The 15,395-nt window shown below is 71.9% G+C and carries 14 protein-coding genes and 1 tRNA gene; 6 read left to right on the top strand and 9 right to left on the bottom strand.

Annotation, left to right across the window (positions count from 1 at the left end; all coding sequences use genetic code 11):
• Positions 1-11: 11 nt before the first annotated feature.
• Together D9V37_RS18485 and D9V37_RS18480 are read left to right on the top strand one after the other, a co-directional pair.
• Positions 12-521, top strand: a complete 510-nt coding sequence (locus D9V37_RS18485) for a peptidylprolyl isomerase (protein ID WP_121807580.1) — start codon at positions 12-14, stop codon at positions 519-521.
• A gap of 124 nt (positions 522-645) precedes the next feature.
• On the top strand, positions 646-1,404 hold the full coding sequence (locus tag D9V37_RS18480; RefSeq protein WP_121807579.1) for a rhomboid family intramembrane serine protease: 759 nt from the start codon (positions 646-648) through the stop codon (positions 1,402-1,404).
• A 62-nt stretch (positions 1,405-1,466) separates the two neighbouring features.
• Here the strand turns inward: D9V37_RS18480 and D9V37_RS18475 are convergent, their stop codons facing one another.
• Positions 1,467-1,943 carry a cell division protein CrgA gene (locus D9V37_RS18475; RefSeq protein ID WP_121807578.1) on the bottom strand — a complete coding sequence of 159 codons (477 nt, stop codon included), beginning with the start codon at positions 1,941-1,943 and terminating at the stop codon, positions 1,467-1,469.
• 25 nt (positions 1,944-1,968) lie between these two features.
• Here D9V37_RS18475 and D9V37_RS18470 point away from each other — a divergent pair, with 25 nt between their 5' ends.
• Positions 1,969-2,727 carry a DUF881 domain-containing protein gene (locus D9V37_RS18470; RefSeq protein ID WP_158604520.1) on the top strand — a complete coding sequence of 253 codons (759 nt, stop codon included), beginning with the start codon at positions 1,969-1,971 and terminating at the stop codon, positions 2,725-2,727.
• A gap of 18 nt (positions 2,728-2,745) precedes the next feature.
• On the opposite strand, the gene pknB is transcribed toward D9V37_RS18470, so the two are convergent.
• From pknB to D9V37_RS18435, 7 genes are read right to left on the bottom strand one after another with little or no spacing between them, the layout of a single operon-like run.
• Positions 2,746-4,500 (bottom strand): Stk1 family PASTA domain-containing Ser/Thr kinase, encoded by a 1,755-nt coding sequence (pknB, locus tag D9V37_RS18465; RefSeq protein WP_121807576.1) that lies wholly within the window; start codon positions 4,498-4,500, stop codon positions 2,746-2,748.
• 6 nt (positions 4,501-4,506) lie between these two features.
• Complete coding sequence (locus D9V37_RS18460) at positions 4,507-5,805, bottom strand: protein kinase domain-containing protein (protein WP_232525005.1); 1,299 nt, start codon at positions 5,803-5,805, stop codon at positions 4,507-4,509.
• Positions 5,802-7,286, bottom strand: a complete 1,485-nt coding sequence (locus D9V37_RS18455; RefSeq protein ID WP_121807575.1) for a peptidoglycan D,D-transpeptidase FtsI family protein — start codon at positions 7,284-7,286, stop codon at positions 5,802-5,804. The genes D9V37_RS18460 and D9V37_RS18455 overlap by 4 nt, the downstream gene beginning before the upstream one ends.
• Positions 7,283-8,635, bottom strand: coding sequence for an FtsW/RodA/SpoVE family cell cycle protein (locus tag D9V37_RS18450; RefSeq protein ID WP_232525004.1), 1,353 nt, complete (start codon positions 8,633-8,635; stop codon positions 7,283-7,285). Before D9V37_RS18450 ends, D9V37_RS18455 begins: the two co-directional genes overlap by 4 nt.
• A 17-nt stretch (positions 8,636-8,652) precedes the next feature.
• Positions 8,653-10,107, bottom strand: a complete 1,455-nt coding sequence (locus D9V37_RS18445) for a PP2C family protein-serine/threonine phosphatase (protein WP_232525003.1) — start codon at positions 10,105-10,107, stop codon at positions 8,653-8,655.
• Positions 10,104-10,583 carry an FHA domain-containing protein FhaB/FipA gene (locus D9V37_RS18440; RefSeq protein ID WP_121807921.1) on the bottom strand — a complete coding sequence of 160 codons (480 nt, stop codon included), beginning with the start codon at positions 10,581-10,583 and terminating at the stop codon, positions 10,104-10,106. Before D9V37_RS18440 ends, D9V37_RS18445 begins: the two co-directional genes overlap by 4 nt.
• Positions 10,576-11,295, bottom strand: a complete 720-nt coding sequence (locus D9V37_RS18435; RefSeq protein ID WP_121807573.1) for an FhaA domain-containing protein — start codon at positions 11,293-11,295, stop codon at positions 10,576-10,578. The genes D9V37_RS18440 and D9V37_RS18435 overlap by 8 nt, the downstream gene beginning before the upstream one ends.
• Positions 11,296-11,476: 181 nt before the next feature.
• Here D9V37_RS18435 and D9V37_RS18430 point away from each other — a divergent pair.
• Positions 11,477-11,563 (top strand) — tRNA-Leu (locus tag D9V37_RS18430).
• A 62-nt stretch (positions 11,564-11,625) separates the two neighbouring features.
• Here D9V37_RS18430 and D9V37_RS18425 read toward each other — a convergent pair.
• On the bottom strand, positions 11,626-12,531 hold the full coding sequence (locus tag D9V37_RS18425; protein ID WP_121807572.1) for an isocitrate lyase/PEP mutase family protein: 906 nt from the start codon (positions 12,529-12,531) through the stop codon (positions 11,626-11,628).
• A gap of 125 nt (positions 12,532-12,656) precedes the next feature.
• On the opposite strand from D9V37_RS18425, the gene D9V37_RS18420 reads away from it, so the two are divergent.
• Positions 12,657-13,328: a GntR family transcriptional regulator gene (locus tag D9V37_RS18420; RefSeq protein ID WP_121807571.1), complete on the top strand. Its 672-nt coding sequence runs from the start codon at positions 12,657-12,659 to the stop codon at positions 13,326-13,328.
• Entirely contained in the window at positions 13,325-15,394 is a 2,070-nt protein-coding gene (locus tag D9V37_RS18415; protein ID WP_121807570.1) for a hydantoinase/oxoprolinase family protein, read from the top strand. The genes D9V37_RS18420 and D9V37_RS18415 overlap by 4 nt, the downstream gene beginning before the upstream one ends.
• Position 15,395 lies beyond the last annotated feature (1 nt).

Below are 15,395 nucleotides of genomic sequence, written 5' to 3'. Positions count from 1 at the left end.
AGGATCGAGGCATGAAGGCGACGCTGAAGACCAACCGCGGCGACGTGGTCGTGGACCTGTTCGAGAACCACGCCCCGAAGACGGTGGACAATTTCGTGGGGCTGGCCGAGGGCACCAAGGACTACCACGACGACGCCGGACGCAGCGGTGAGCGCTTCTACGACGGCCTGGGCTTCCACCGGGTCATCGAGGGCTTCATGATCCAGGGCGGCTGCCCGCTGGGCACCGGTACCGGCGGTCCGGGCTACCAGTTCGCCGACGAGTTCCACCCCGAGCTGCAGTTCGACCGCCCCTACCTGCTGGCGATGGCCAACGCGGGCCCGGGCACCAACGGCTCGCAGTTCTTCATCACCGTCGCCCCGACGCCGCACCTGAACCGGCGCCACACCATCTTCGGCGAGGTCACCGACCCCGCCAGTCAGCAGGTCGTCGACGCCATCGCCTCGACGCCGACCGGCGCGCGCGACGTCCCGGCCGACCCGGTGGTCATCGAGACCGTCGAGATCGACCGCGAGGGGTGAACCGCAGCTGAGCCAGCCCGACCCGACCGCGGGGCCCGCCGCCCCGCCGGTCTGCTACCGCCACCCGGACCGGGAGACCTGGATCCGGTGTCAGCGTTGCGACCGGCCGATCTGCCCGGACTGCATGCACGACGCCGCGGTGGGCTTCCAGTGCCCCGAGTGCGTCAAGCAGGGCGCCAAGCAGACCCGGCAGGGCAAGGGCACCTACGGCGGGGCCCGGGCGCTGGCGGTCGGTCAGACCACGATGACGCTGATCGGCATCAACGTGGTGGTCTTCGTGGCCATCGTGGCCACGGCCAGCACGGGGCGGGTGGTGGACGCCCTCGCGCTGCTGCCTGCGTCGGCCTTCGGCAACGGGCACCTGATCCGCGGTGTCGCCGACGGGGCGTACTGGCAGCTGTTCACCTCGCTGTTCACCCAGCAGGCCGTCTGGCACCTGGGCGCCAACATGTTCTCGCTGTACTTCCTGGGACCGATCCTCGAGCAGGTGCTGGGAAGGGCACGGTTCCTAGCCGTCTACCTCGGCTCGGGGCTGGTGGGCAGCGCGGCGGTGATGTGGTTCAGCGCCCCCAACGCCCAGACGCTCGGCGCCTCCGGGGCGATCTTCGGCCTCCTCGGCGCGCTGCTCGTAGTCGCGCTCAAGCAGCACCTCGACCTGCGGCAGATCCTGTTCTGGCTGGGCCTGAACCTGTTCATCACCTTCTTCGCCGGGCTCAACATCTCCTGGCAGGGCCACCTGGGCGGCCTGGTGGGCGGCATCGTGCTCACCGCGGCGGTGGTCTACGCGCCCCGCAAGAACCGTGAGTCGTGGCAGTGGACGGCGATCGGCGTCGTGGTGGTCGCCGCCCTCCTGGCCAGCGTCCTGCGCGCCAGCCAGCTCTGAGTCAGGCCACCGGAAGTTCTCCACATCCGTGGAAAACCCTGTGGGTAACTACAGGGGTGTAACTACTCCCACTTGGTGGCGTAGGAGAAGCCCACGGCCATGAAGGCCACGCCGACGAACAGGTTCTTCTGGCCGAGCTCGGCGAAGAGCGGGATCTGCGTGTCCGCGCCCACGAAGTAGAAGAAGACGACCCAGGCCAGCCCGATGAGGAAGCAGCCGAGCATGCCGACCACGACACCGCGGCCGCGGCCCAACGGCGTCGACTTGTGGGCGGCGACGATGAGTCCGAGGAAGAACAGCCCGAAGCCGATCAGGTAGTTCCAGTCCTTGAGGTCCGACATCCACGGGATCGGGTTCTTCGGCTCCTTCAGCCCCGAGGACTTGGTCCAATGGGCGTGGTCGTAGCCGAACTTGGTGTAGGTGAAGATCCAGGCGATCCCCACCACGACCAGCACGATCACGATCGCGCAGCGGACCAGCGAGGTCTCATACCCACTGATCCCGCGCAACTGCGGCTGCCTGGCCTTGACCTTCGACATGGCACAGCAGCGTACCGTTCCGCCCGTGACGACCCGCCATCTGCGACGCCACGCCCGGCGTGCGCTGACGTCGTGGCGACTGCTCGCCGTGGTGGCGTTCGTGGCGGCCGGAGCGCTGTTCGTGACCAGCTCCATCGACTCCAAGGGCGGCGACCTCCGCTCCAACAGCGTCACCGATCTGGGCACGCTCGTGCTCGGCCAGCGGCGCGACACCGACGCCGCGCAGCAGCGCGTCGCCCAGCTGAACCGCGAGGTCGACAGCCTCTCCCGGGCGGTCACCGGCAAGCAGGTCCAGGCGCTCCAGGCCAAGGCCGAGGCGCTGCAGGCACCCGCCGGACTCGATCCGATGTCCGGCGCCGGCGTCGAGGTGACGCTCACCGACGCTCCGGAGGACGTGACCGACAAGGCCATCGCCAAGGGCCACCCCGCCCTGGACACCTTGGTGGTGCACCAACAGGACCTGCAGGCCGTCGTCAACGCGCTGTGGCTGGGCGGGGCTCGCGGCATCTCGATCATGGACCAGCGGATCATCTCCACCACCGGCATCAAGTGCGCCGGACCGACCGTCATCCTCCACGGCGTGCCGTACTCACCGCCCTACGTCATCAAGGCGGTCGGCGACCCCACGGCGCTGCTGTCCGCCCTCGACGACTCCGACTACATCGACTCCTACCGCACCGTGGCCGACGCCTACGGCCTGGGCTACGACGTCGAGACCACCCGGGTGGCGCTCAAGGGCTACACCGGGACCTTGGAGCTGCGCTACGCGAAGCCGGCTGCCTGAGGCCGAGACGTCGGTGGGCTAGGGCGTCGGCGGAGTGGTCGGCGTCGAGCCCGGGGTGGTGGGGGTCTCGGTCGGGGTGTCGGTGGGGGTCGGGGTGGCCGTCGGGGTGCTCGGCGGCTGGTAGGTGGAGACCACGATCGTGATGGTCGAGCCCTGGTTCTCCGTGGTGCCGCCCTTGGGGCTCTGCTGGATGACGGTGCCGGCCGTCGCCTCGGTGGTGGCGTTCTCGATGACGCTGGGCTCGAAGCCCGCCGCCTTGATCAGCCGCTCGGCCTGCGCCTGGGTCTTGCCCACCACGTCGGGCACCTGCTGGGGGCCTTCGGAGACCGACAGCGTGACGTTGGTGCCGTCGGCCACCGACGTCCCGGCGCCGGGGTCCATCGCGGTGACCTGACCCTCGGGCTCGTCGGACTCGACGTTCTTCAGCGTCACCTCCAGGCCCAGCTGCTGCAGCTGGCTCTGGGCGTCGTCCTTATTCTGGCCCACCACGTCGGGCAGCTGGACGGCCGGCTTGCCGGTGGAGACGACTAACGCCACCGTCGAGCCCTCGTCCAGACTCTTGCCGGCAACGGGATCGGAGGAGATGACCGATCCCTTGGGCACGGTCTTGCTGGCCGCCTGGGTGACCTCGCCCAGCTTCAGGTCGTTCTGCTTCAGGGCCAGCTCGGCCTGCGCCTGCGTCAGGCCGACCAGCGAGGGCACCGCCGTCTGCGCCGGACCGTCGTCCTGCTTGAGCAGGCGCGGGCCGAAGATAGCGGCGGCGACGAGGATCGCCAGTAGCAGCAGTCCGAGCAGCACCATGGGCCACCGCTTGCGTGCCGGTGACTCCTCGGCGGCCGTCGGGGTGATCGGCACCGAGCCGGTCGAGGTCACCGTCGTCGGGGCCTCGACGGGCACCGCCGGTGCCGGGGCCTCGACCGGCTGGCCGGCCAGGTAGCGGTCGATGTCGGCCTTCATCGCCGCCGCGCTCTGGTAGCGCTGGGCCAGCGGCTTGGCCAGCGCCTTCATCACGATGGCGTCGATCTGCGGGTCGAGCTCGACGTCGTGCATCGACGGCGGGGCGGCGTCTTCGCGGACGTGCTGGTAGGCCACCGCGACCGGGCTCTCGCCGACGAAAGGCGGCCGGCCGGTCAGCAGCTCGTAGAGCAGGCAGCCGGTGGAGTAGACGTCGCTGCGGGAGTCGACCGCCTCGCCGCGCGCCTGCTCGGGGGAGAGGTACTGCGCGGTGCCGACGACGGCCGCGGTCTGGGTCATCGTGTTGTGCGCGTCGGCCATCGCCCGGGCGATGCCGAAGTCCATCACCTTGACGTCGCCGGTGGGGGTGAGCATGACGTTGCCGGGCTTGATGTCGCGGTGGATGATGCCGGCGCGGTGGCTGTAGTCGAGCGCACCCAGCACGCCGGAGGTGATCTCCATGGCCCGCTCGGGCAGGATCTTGCGACCCTCGCGCAGGATGTCGCGCAGCGTGCGGCCGGCGACGTACTCCATGACGATGTAGGGCTGCGCGACGTCGGTGCCGTCGCCCGACATCTCCTCGCCGGTGTCGTAGACCGAGACGATCGCGGGATGGTTGAGCGAGGCCGCCGACTGCGCCTCTCGGCGAAACCGCGCCTGGAAGGTCGGGTCGCTGGCGAGGTCGGTCCGCAGCCGCTTCACCGCGACGGTGCGGCCCAGGCGCACGTCGCGGCCCCTGCGCACCTCGGCCATGCCGCCCCGGCCCAGCATCTCGCCGAGCTCGTAGCGTCCGCCGACTTGGTGTCCGTTGCTGCTCACGGCTGGTCAACTGCTCCCGCTGGTCGGTGACGCCGTGGCGGAGGCGGTGGGCGTCGGGGTGGGCGTCGGGCTCGAGGTCTGGCTCGGGGTGGGGGTGCTGCTCGGAGTGCGGGTCGGGCGCTGGCTCGGTGTCCGCGACGGCGTCCGGCTGGGGGTGCGGCTCGGTGACCTCGACGGCGTCGTCGAGGGGGAGGTGCTGGTGGAGTCGGTGGGCGTGGCGGGCTGGTCGTCGTCGGTGCCGCCGCTGCGGTTGAGAAGGAGGACCACCACGACCACGACGGCGATCACCGCCACCGCCGCCAGGATCCACCACATGCTCGCCCCCGCAGCTCGCGAACCTCGGTCCGGCTCCGCATCGGCGGCGACCGGGCGCACCGGCTCGGCCGGCGGCACGGCGGGGAGCACCCGGGTGTGGCCGTCGTCGACCGCCGGGGCGGCCACCGGTACGGCGGCCTGGGTGGGGGCGTCGGCAGGGGGAGGCGGGACCGTGTTGCCCTGCAGCGCCTGCCCGAGCACCGCGGCGTCGCGGTAGCGCTGGGCGGGCTCCTTGGCCAGCGAGCGGCGGACGATCTCGCGGAGGTCGGCGGGCACGCCGGCCGGCAGCTCGGGCACGGCCGTGCGGATGTGGGCGAGCGCCGTGGCGACCGGGGTATCGGCCACGAACGGACGCCGCCCCGAGAGCAGCTCGTAGAGCACCACGCCGAGGGAGTAGACGTCGCTGGCCGGGGTGGCGCTCTCGCCGCGGGCCTGCTCGGGCGAGATGTAGTGCGGGGTGCCGATCATCTCTCCGGTGCCGGTCAGCCCCACGGCGTCGGCGGCGCGGGCGATGCCGAAGTCGGTCACCTTGACCCGGCCGTCGGGCAGCACCAGGACGTTGGCCGGCTTCACGTCGCGGTGCACCATGCCGATCGCGTGCGCCTGGGCCAGCGCGTCGGCCACCTGCGCCACCAGCTCGCGCGCCCGGTCGGGGGGCATCGCGCGGCCGGCCTGCAGGAGGTCGGAGAGCGGGCGGCCCCGGACCAGCTCCATCACCAGGAACGGCCGTGGTCCCTCGGCGGTCTGCTCCTCGCCGAAGTCGAAGACCGAGGCGATGGTCGGGTGGTGCAGCGAGGCGGCGTTGCGGGCCTCGGCGGCGAAGCGCTCGCGGAAGGTCGGGTCCTGCGCGAGCTCGGGCTTGAGCAGCTTGACCGCCACCTCGCGCCCCAGCACGGTGTCGCGGGCACGCCAGACCTCGCCCATGCCGCCGACGGCGATGCGCTCCTGGCGGACGTATCGGCCCGCCTCCTGGCTCCCACTCGTCGTCACTGACCCGCCACCGCCTCCATGACCGCCTTCGCGATCGGCGCGGCCAGGCCGCTGCCGGAGATCTCGTCGCGGTCGACGCCGGCGTCTTGCACGAGCACGGCGACGGCGACCTTCGGGTCGTCGGCCGGGGCGAAGGAGACGAACCAGGCGTAGGGCGGCCGGTTCGGTGCACTCTGCGCGGTGCCGGTCTTGCCGGCCACCTTCATCCCGGGGATCTGGGCGGTGGTGCCGGTGCCCTTGTCGACGACGTCGACCATCATGTCGGTGAGCTCGGCAGCGTCGGCCGGGCTGATCGCGTCCTTCGTCAGCGTCTGCGGCTCGGTCTTGTCCAGCGGCTCGAGGTCGGGGGACTGCACCTCGTCGACGAGGTAGGGCTTCATCACGGTGCCGTGGTTAGCGACCCCGGCCACGACCGTGGCCATCTGCAGCGGTGTGGCGGCGACGTCGAACTGGCCGATCGCCGAGAGCGCGGTCTGCGGCTTGTCCAGGTCGCTGGGGAAGACGCTGGTGGCCTGGCGGTTGGTGTCGTCGTCGAGGTCGGTGAACCAGCGCTTGTTGAAACCGTAGTCCTCGGCCTCGTCGCGCAGCTTGTCCTGGCCCAGCTTCAGGCCCAGCCAGCCGTAGGCGACGTTGCAGGAGACCTCGAGCGCCCGGGTGAGGGTGATCTTGTCGCCGCCGCAGGACTCACCGTTCTCGTTCTGCAGGTTCTTGGTGGTCAGCGGCAGGTCCAGGCTCCGTCCGCCCGGCACCTTCGAGCTCGGCGTCCGCCCGGCCTTCAGGGCAGCGGAGGTGGTGACGACCTTGAACGTCGACCCCGGCGGCAGCCGCAGCCCGATGGCCCGGTTGAGCATCGGCTGGAGCTTGGCCTGCTGCAGCTTCTCCTTGGCCTTCCCGGCGGCGGCGAAGTCGTGGGAGGCCAAGACGTTGGGGTCGTAGCCGGGGTTGGAGACCATCGCCAGGATCTTCCCGGTGGACGGCTCGATGGCCACCACCGCGCCCTGCACGTTGTTGCCGAGCTTGCGCAGCCCGTTGTAGGCGGCGTCCTGGGCCTTGGCGTTGATGGTCAGGCTGACGTTGCCCCCGCGGGTCTCGGCGTTGCCGACCAGGTCGATGACGCGGCGCACGAACAGCCGCGAGTCGCTGCCGGAGAGGATGGCGTCCTGCGTGGCCTCGATGCCGCCCTCGCCGTAGTCGCGGGAGAAGTAGCCGGTGATCTGGGCGTACTCGCGACCCTGCGGGTACTCGCGCTGGTAGTCGTAGCGGTCCTTGGACTTCACGCTCTGCGCGATGGCCTTGCCGTCGACCAGGATCGCGCCGCGCTCGCGGGAGAACTGCAGGTCGCGGATCCGTCGGTTGTCGGGGTGGGCCGAGAGCGAGGAGAGCGTGTCGGCCTGCCAGTACTGCAGGAAGGTGGCGTTGGCCAGCAGCAGGAGGAACAGCACCATGCAGAAGACCGAGAGGTTGCGGATCGGCTTGTTCATCGCAGGCTCACCACTTGGGTCGCGTCGGCGTCGTCACTCTCGGCGGCGAGCATCTCCGGTGGTGGCCGGCGGGCGTGGTCGGAGACGCGCAGGAGCAGCGCGATGATCGCCCAGTTGGCCACCAGCGAGGAGCCGCCGGCCGAGAGGAACGGCGTGGTCAGGCCGGTCAGCGGGATGAGCCGGGTGACGCCGCCGATGACGACGAAGACCTGCAGCGCGAACACCACGCCGAGCCCGACGGCGAGCAGCTTGCCGAAGGCGTCGCGGCAGACCAGGGCGGTGCGCAGCGCCCGCTCCACGATGAGGGCGTAGAGCAAGATGATCGCCATCACGCCGGTCAGCCCGAGCTCCTCGCCGAACGAGGGCAGGATGAAGTCCGACCACGACAACGGGGTCAGGTAGGGGCTGCCCTCACCGAGCCCGCGCCCGACGAGGCCGCCCCAGGCCATGCCGTACATGCCCTGGATGAGCTGGAAGGCCGCCGAGGCGTGGCCGAACGGGTCGAGCCAGCCCTCCACGCGCACCCGGACGTGGGCGACGGCGAGGTAGCCGGCGTAGGCGCCGCCGATGAACATGGCCGTGCCGACCACCAACCACCCGGGCCGCTCGGTGGCGACGTAGAGCATCACCAGGAAGAGGCCGAAGAACAGCAGTGAGGAGCCCAGGTCGTTCTGGAACACCAAGACGCCGAGGCTGATCAGCCACATCACCAGGATCGGGCCGAGGTCGCGGCCGCGGGGGAGGTCCACGAACAGCACGTGGCGCCCGGCCAGGGCGAGCGCGTCACGGTGCACCACGAGGTAGCCCGCGAAGGCGACCACGAGCAGCAGCTTGGCCACTTCGCCGGGCTGGAAGCTCAGGCCCCCGACCTGGATCCAGATCCGCGCGCCGAGCACCTCGCGGCCCACGCCGGGCACCAGCGGCAGCAGCAGCAGCACGATCGCGGCCAGGCCGCTGGTGTAGGTGTAGGCCTGCAGCCGCCGGTGGTCGCGCAACAGCCAGAGCACGCCGATGAACAGCACCACCCCCAGCGTCATCCACAGCAGCTGGGAGCTGGCGTAGTCGGTGTTCCGGGCGTGGTCGATGCGGTGGATCATCGCCAGGCCGAGCCCGTTGAGGGCGGAGACCACCGGCAGCAGCACCGGGTCGGCGTACGGCGCGGTGAGGCGGATGGTCACGTGGCAGGCGACGATCAGCAGGGTCAGCCAGCCGCCGTAGCGGATGATGTCGGTGGGCACCTTCCCCTCGGTGCCGATGCCCACGCAGGCGTACGCGCCCACGCCGACCACCAGCGAGAGCACGAGCAGGAACAGCTCCGCCCCCCGCCGGCGGCGGTGGACGAACCCCATGAAGGCTGATTCCGACATCAGCAGGCGGGGGTCGTCGGGCTGGTGGTGGGGCTGACGCTCGGGCTGGTGGCCGGGCTGGTGCTCGGGCCGGTCGCGGCACCGGGGGTCGGCGTGGCCGTGGGGGTGGGCGTGGCGCTGGGCGTCGTCGTGGCGGCGCTGGAGCAGTCGGCCTGTCCCTCCAGCCGGCGCAGCAGGGCGCGGGCGTCGGCCAGGCTGTCGGCGCTCATCCCGTTGCGCACCTGGCCCCGGTAGTAGGAGGGCAGGTCGGCGACGAGGGTGTCGCTGCGCTGGAGGACGTGGTGCAGCGAGACGACCGGCAGGTCGGCGGGCACGCCCTGGTAGATGGCGACGTAGCCCGCGGCCGGCTTGATGAAGTACTGCTTCTGGCTCCACCGGTACGCCGCCGTTGCGGCCACGTAGAGCACCGCGACGACGATCAGGATCACCACGAGCCGGCCCAGCCAGGCGAACCGGTGCGGCGCCCGGGGCGCGTAGCGGATGGTCTCGGGATCGGTGACGATGCCGTGCGGGGCCGGGCCGCCGTCCGCGGCGGCGGGCACGGCCTCCAGCTCGCCGGTGTCGGCCTTGCGCGGGCGCCGGCGCGAGAGGCCCTTGCGGCGCTCGGCGGCGGCGCCGACGACGACCGGGCCGACCGCGATGGCCTGGGTCTCGTCGGGGTCCTCCGCGGCGGTGTCGATGACGTCGGCGGCCACGACGGTGACGTTGTCGGTGCTGCCGGCCTCCAGCGACTCGCGGACCAGGTCCTGTGCCGCCTTCTCCACCGTGCCCTGCCCCAGCACGAGGGCCAGCGCGGCGTCGTCGAGGGCGCCGCTGGCGCCGTCGCTGCACAGCATGATCCGGTCGCCGGCGCGGACGTCGACGAAGAACAGGTCGGGCTCGCTCTCGTGCACCCCGTCGACCGCGCGCAGGATGAGGTTGCGGTGCGGGTGCACGCGCGACTCCTCCTCGGTGATGCGGCCCTCGTCGATGAGGCTCTGGACGAAGGTGTGGTCGGTGGTCAGCCGGGTGATCTCTCCGTCGCGCAGCAGGTAGCCGCGGGAGTCGCCGACGTGGCCGATCGCCAGCCGGGCACCGTCGAAGACCGCGAGGGTGACCGTGGTGCTCGTGGTCTCGAGCTCGGGGTACTGCTCGGTGAGGTCACCGATGCGGCGGTGGGCGGCGTCGATGGTGGCGGCGACGGTCCGGGTGAGGTCGGCGTCGTCGGGCCCCTGTGGGGGCTCGACGTCGAGTGCCTTGAGCTCGGCGATCGCGGCCGAGCTGGCGACGTCGCCGCGCGCCGAGCCGCCCACGCCGTCGGCCACCGCGAGCAGGTGCGGCCCGGCGTAGCCGGAGTCCTGGTTGTCCTTGCGCACGCGACCGACGTCGGAGACGGCGGTGTAGCGCAGCCTCAGCACCGTGGCGGGCGCCTGCGGGGCGTCGGGCGGGGTCTGCGAGGGGTGATCGGAGGTCACTTGCGCAGCTCCAGCACGGTCTTGCCGATGCGGACCTGGCTGCCGAGCGTGAGCGTGGTGGGCTGGGTGATCCGGGTGCTGCCGACGTAGGTGCCGTTGGTGGAGCCGAGGTCCTCGACGTACCACTGGTCGTCGTTGCTGGCGATGCGGGCGTGCCGGGTCGAGACGTAGTCGTCCTCGAGCCGGATGGCGGCGTCGCTGCCGCGCCCGATGAGCAGCGGCGCCTGGGCCAGCGAGACCACCTCGCCGCTCTGGCCACCCTCGACGATGGTGACGTTGGTGGGGTCGCCGCGTCGGGGCTTGGCCTTCTTCGCGGCCCGCCCGCGCGGGCGGCGCGCGGTGCCGCGCTCGGCCTCCTGGCGGGCGGCGCGGGCGCCGAAGATGTCCGAGCGGATCACCGAGACCGCCGATAGCACGAAGATCCACAGCACCGCCAGGTAGGCGAAGCGGATCAGCAGCAGAGTCAGCTCAGACACCGGCGCCACCCACCAGATGCAGGGTCATGGTCGTGTTGCCGATGCGCAGCTGGGCGCCGTCGGCCAGTCGCGCCGACTCGGTCTTCTTGCCGTTGACCGAGATGCCGTTGGTCGACCCGAGGTCGTGCACGCTGATCCGCACCCCGTCGGCATCGTCCTCCACCCGCAGCTCGGCGTGGCGGCGCGAGACACCGGGGTCGGTGATGCGCAGGTCGGCGTCGTTGCCGCGGCCGATGACGATGCCCGGCGGCAGCAGCGGGTGGCGACGCCCGTTGACCTCCAGCGTCGCCGCGGCCCGGTTGACCTGCGTGGCCGTCGGGTCGCCGGCGGGCGAGCTGACCTGGCTCAGCGCCTGGCTGCGGACCCGGAACCGGCCGGTGGTGAGGTCCTCGGCCGCCTCCAGCTGCACCTGCACCGGGCCGGTGAAGACGTAGGACTGGTTGGCGGCGTGGTCGCGCAGCAGCCCGGTGAGCTCGCTGGTCAGCGCCGGACCCAGCTGCTCGAGGCGGTCCAGGTCGGTGCGGGCGAGCTCGACGTGGAAGGTGTTGGGCACCAGCCGTCGGTCGCGGCTGAGGATCTGGGCGGAGTTGTCGACCTCGCGCGCGAGCGCGGAGGAGATCTCGACCGGCTGCACGGCGCTGCGGAAGGTCCTGGCGAAGACTCCGGAGATGAGCTGCTCGAGGCGGTCCTCAAAGCGACGCAGCCCGCCCATCGGAACCTCCTCGCGGTGCGTCTCGGGGGTGGTGGACTCGGGGCCTGGGCCCAGGTCGCGGCTGGACCAGAACCCCCGACCTTGCCACGGCAGTGATGATCGTAGCCAACTGCCCCGGTCGTGCCGGGGATGCTGGTTTGGGGCGTCGACACGGCGACTGTTAGCCTGTCGGTCGCTTCTGGCGCGAGTGGCGGAATAGGCAGACGCGCACGGTTCAGGTCCGTGTGCCCGAAAGGGCGTGGGGGTTCAACTCCCCCCTCGCGCACCACGATCGAGGCCCCTGCTCCCGGATGATCCGGGGCAGGGGCCCTCGTCGCGTCAGGCGCCGGTTCAGGCGTCCGTCCGGGGTGCGTAGCGCTGCTCCAGCTGCTGCACCTCCGGCAACCCGATCAGGTCGGTGAAGCCGTCGAAGGTGGGCAGCCGGTCCATGGCCGCCTGCGGGCCGCCGTCGCGCGCGATGGTGGCCAGGACGTCTTGGACCGCGGTGGTCGCCGCGAGCAGGGTGGCGATCGGGTAGAGCACGAGCGCGAAGCCCAGCTCGGCGATCTCCTCCAGGGAGAGGGGCGGGGTGCGCCCGCCCTCGGCCCAGTTGAACACCAGCGGCGCGACGCCGGCGAGCTCGCGGGCCACGGTGGCGATGTCCTCGGCACTGGTGGGCGCCTCCACGAACAGCACGTCGGCGCCGGCGGCCGCGTAGGCGTGGGCCCGCTCGATGGCCGCCTCGAGGCCGTGGACGGCCGCCGCGTCGGTGCGAGCGATGAGCACCAGGTCCTCGTCGCGCCGGGCGTCGGCGGCCGCGCGGATCTTGCCGACCATCTCGGCCGTCTCGATGACGGCCTTGCCGCTCATGTGCCCGCACTTCTTGGGCATCACCTGGTCCTCCAGGTGCAGCCCGGCGACACCGGCCTGTTCGTAGGAGCGCACCGTGCGGACGACGTTGATCGCGTTGCCGTAACCGGTGTCGGCGTCGGCGATCACCGGCCGCTCGACGGCGTCGACGAGGCGCCGGGCGTGGTCGGCCATCTCGGCACCGCCCAGGAGGCCCACGTCGGGCCGGCCCAGCAGCGAGGCCGTCGTCCCGAAGCCGGTCATGTAGACCACCTCGAAGCCGGCCTGCTCCACCAGGCGGGCCGACAAGGCGTCGTAGGCGCCCGGAGCGATGGTGGGTCCGGGAGCGGCCAGCAGCTGGCGCAGCTGTCGGCGTGGGCTGGCCGGACCGGTCAAGAGGTCGCCCATGAGGGGCTCCTTCCGTATGTCGCGCAGGTGTCGTGCATGCAACATCGAGCAGCATCGCCGCGTGACCCTTGTCCCACGGGGTCGCCGCCCCTAGATTGCACACAATCCTAGGCCCGGGAGGACCAGTGACGACCAGCGCGACATCCGCGGAGCGAGTAGCCGCACTGGTGCGCGACATGATCCTCGACGGCCGGCTGACCTCGGGCTCGCGGCTGGCGGAGACCGAGCTGGCCCGCTCGCTGGGCGTCAGCCGGACGCCGGTGCGTGAGGCGCTGGGACGCCTGGACGCCGAGGGCCTGGTCGAGCAGGTGCCCAACCGCGGGGCGCGGGTGGCCAGCTGGTCGGTAGCCGAGATCGAGTCGGTGTTCGAGCTGCGCTCCGCGTTGGAGCCCCGGCTGACCGGGGCTGCGGCGCTGGCGGCCCAGGAGGAGGACATCCTCGTGCTGAGCGAGCTGGCCGAGCAGATGCTGGCGGTGGGACTGCCCGGCCCCGACCAGGACCTGGACGCGCTGGTGCCGCTCAACCGCGCTTTCCACGACCACCTGGTGCGCATCGCCGACCAGCCCGCCCTGGCCGCCGCCCTCGCCACGGCGCTGCGCACACCGCTGCAGCGTCGCAACTTCTCCACCTACGACGAGCCGACGCTGCGGCGCAGCCTGGCCCACCACGTCGAGATCGTCGACGCGCTGCGGGCCCGCGACAGCACCTGGGCCCGGGCGGTCATGACTTCTCACATCCACAACGCGCGGTCCGTCATGGTCCGCGCCGCCACCGATCAGCAGGAGGAGTCCCGATGAGCTATCGACTCGGCGTCGACGTCGGCGGCACGTTCACCGACGTGCTGCTGGTGGAGGAGGGCAGCGGCGCGACCTGGCGGGCCAAGACCGCCTCCACCCCCGCGGACCAGTCGGTCGGGGTGCTCAACGGCATCCACCAGGTCTGCGAGGCGGCCGGCATCTCGCTGGCTGAGGTGGCGCAGGTCCTGCACGGGACCACCGTGGCCACCAACGCCATCTTGGAGGGCAAGGGGGCCCGGGTCGGGCTGGTCACCACCGAGGGCTTCCGACAGGTGCTGCAGATCGCCCGGTCCTACGTGCCGGGCGGGCTGGCCGGTTGGATCATCTGGCCCAAGCCCGAGCCGCTGGCCGCGCTCGAGGACACCGTCGAGGTGCGCGGCCGGCTGGGCAGCGACGGGACGGTGATCCGCGAGCTCGACGAGGACGACGTCCGCACCCAGCTGGCCCGGCTCGAGGGCGTCGAGGCCCTGGCCGTCTCGCTCATCAACTCCTTCGCCAACCCCGACCACGAGAAGCGGGTCGCCGCGATCGCCGCGGAGGTGCTGCCCGGCGTCGTCGTCTCGGTGTCCTCCGACGTGCTGCCGGAGATGCGCGAGTACGAGCGCTCGGTCACCACGGTTGCCAACGGCTACGTGCAGCCCCAGGTGCGCCGCTACGTCTCGAACCTCGGCGAGCAGCTGCGCGAGGGAGGGGTGAGCGGCGAGCTCTCCATCCTGCGCAGCGACGGCGGGCTCTCGGCCGCCGCGCTGGCCAGCCAGGCCCCCGTCACCATGCTGCTCTCCGGCCCGGCCGGCGGGGTGACCGGCGCGGTGTGGACCGCCGAGCAGTGCGGCTACTCCGACCTCATCACCTTCGACATGGGCGGCACCTCCACCGACGTCGCCCTGGTGCAGGGCCTCTCGCCCCGCATCGGCCGCGAGACCAACGTCGGCGACCTGACCGTGCGGGCCTCCTCGGTCGACGTCCGCACCGTCGGCGCGGGCGGCGGCTCGATCGCCCACGTGCCCGAGCTGACCAAGGCGCTGCGGGTGGGACCCCAGTCCTCGGGTGCCGACCCCGGCCCCGCGGCGTACGGCAAGGGCGGCACGGAGCCGACCGTCACCGACGCCAACGTGGTGCTCGGCTACCTGCCGGCCGACCTGGCCGGCGGCGAGATCACCCTCGACGTCGAGGCGGCCCGCAGCGCGGTGGGCTCGGTGGCCGAGTCGATGGGCCTGGGGTCCGTGGAGGCGGCCGCTGCCGGCATCGTCGACATCGTCAACGAGAACATGCTCGGCGGGCTGCGGCTGGTCTCGGTGCAGCAGGGCTTCGACCCGCGCGACTTCGCGCTGGTGGCCTTCGGCGGCGCCGGACCGCTGCACGCCAACGCCCTCGGCGTGCTCACCGGGGCCTGGCCGGTCATCATCCCGCCCTCGCCCGGCGTGCTGTGCGCGTTGGGCGACGCCACCACGAGCCTGCGCGACGAGGCGGCCCGGACCGTGCTGCGCCCGTTCGGCGACCTCAGCGGCGACGAGCTCGTCGACCTGCTGCGCGAGCTGGCCGGCGACGCGGGCGCCCGGCTGGGCGAGCAGGGCGTATCGGCGGAGGAGCAGAACGTCGGCTACCAGGTCGACGTGCGCTACCACGGGCAGGGTTTCGAGATCCCGATCACGATCGACGCGGCCTGGCTCGAGGACGCCACGACGGCGCTCGAGCGGCTGGGCGGCGCCTTCGACGCCGAGCACGAGCGACTGTTCTCCTTCCTCCTCTCGGTCGACCACGAGCTGGTCAACGCCCGCGCCACCGTCACCGGCCCTCGTCCCGAGGTCGCGGCGGTGAAGCTGGAGCCCACCGACGGGCTGCCGCCGGGCCGCCCGCACGAGATGTACGTCGCGGGCCAGCGGGTGAGTGCGCTGACCTACGAGCGCGACTCGCTGCGGGCCGGCGACCTCGTGCCGGGCCCGGCGGTCATCACCGAGATGGACTCCACCACCGTCGTGCTGCCCGGGCACCAGGCGGAGGTCCACCCGTCCGGGAGCCTACTCATCACACCCACCACCAGCACCTCGTCCAGCACGGAGGCCTGAG

Origin of the sequence: Nocardioides mangrovicus (assembly GCF_003674065.1) — a bacterium.
Taxonomy (GTDB): Bacteria; Actinomycetota; Actinomycetes; order Propionibacteriales; family Nocardioidaceae; genus Marmoricola; species Marmoricola mangrovicus.
The sequence above is the reverse complement of the archived record's forward strand: the minus strand, read 5'-3'. Positions and strand labels throughout refer to the sequence as shown.

What these genes read in the sequence shown, in the direction of transcription:
- D9V37_RS18485 (WP_121807580.1), top strand. Translation starts at nt 12, where the DNA reads ATGAAGGCGACGCTGAAGACCAACCGCGGCGACGTGGTCGTGGACCTG.
- D9V37_RS18480 (WP_121807579.1), top strand. Translation starts at nt 646, where the DNA reads ATGCACGACGCCGCGGTGGGCTTCCAGTGCCCCGAGTGCGTCAAGCAG.
- D9V37_RS18475 (WP_121807578.1), bottom strand. Translation starts at nt 1,943, where the DNA reads ATGTCGAAGGTCAAGGCCAGGCAGCCGCAGTTGCGCGGGATCAGTGGG.
- D9V37_RS18455 (WP_121807575.1), bottom strand. Translation starts at nt 7,286, where the DNA reads ATGAACAAGCCGATCCGCAACCTCTCGGTCTTCTGCATGGTGCTGTTC.
- D9V37_RS18450 (WP_232525004.1), bottom strand. Translation starts at nt 8,635, where the DNA reads ATGGGGTTCGTCCACCGCCGCCGGCGGGGGGCGGAGCTGTTCCTGCTC.
- D9V37_RS18435 (WP_121807573.1), bottom strand. Translation starts at nt 11,295, where the DNA reads ATGGGCGGGCTGCGTCGCTTTGAGGACCGCCTCGAGCAGCTCATCTCC.
- D9V37_RS18425 (WP_121807572.1), bottom strand. Translation starts at nt 12,531, where the DNA reads ATGGGCGACCTCTTGACCGGTCCGGCCAGCCCACGCCGACAGCTGCGC.
- D9V37_RS18415 (WP_121807570.1), top strand. Translation starts at nt 13,325, where the DNA reads ATGAGCTATCGACTCGGCGTCGACGTCGGCGGCACGTTCACCGACGTG.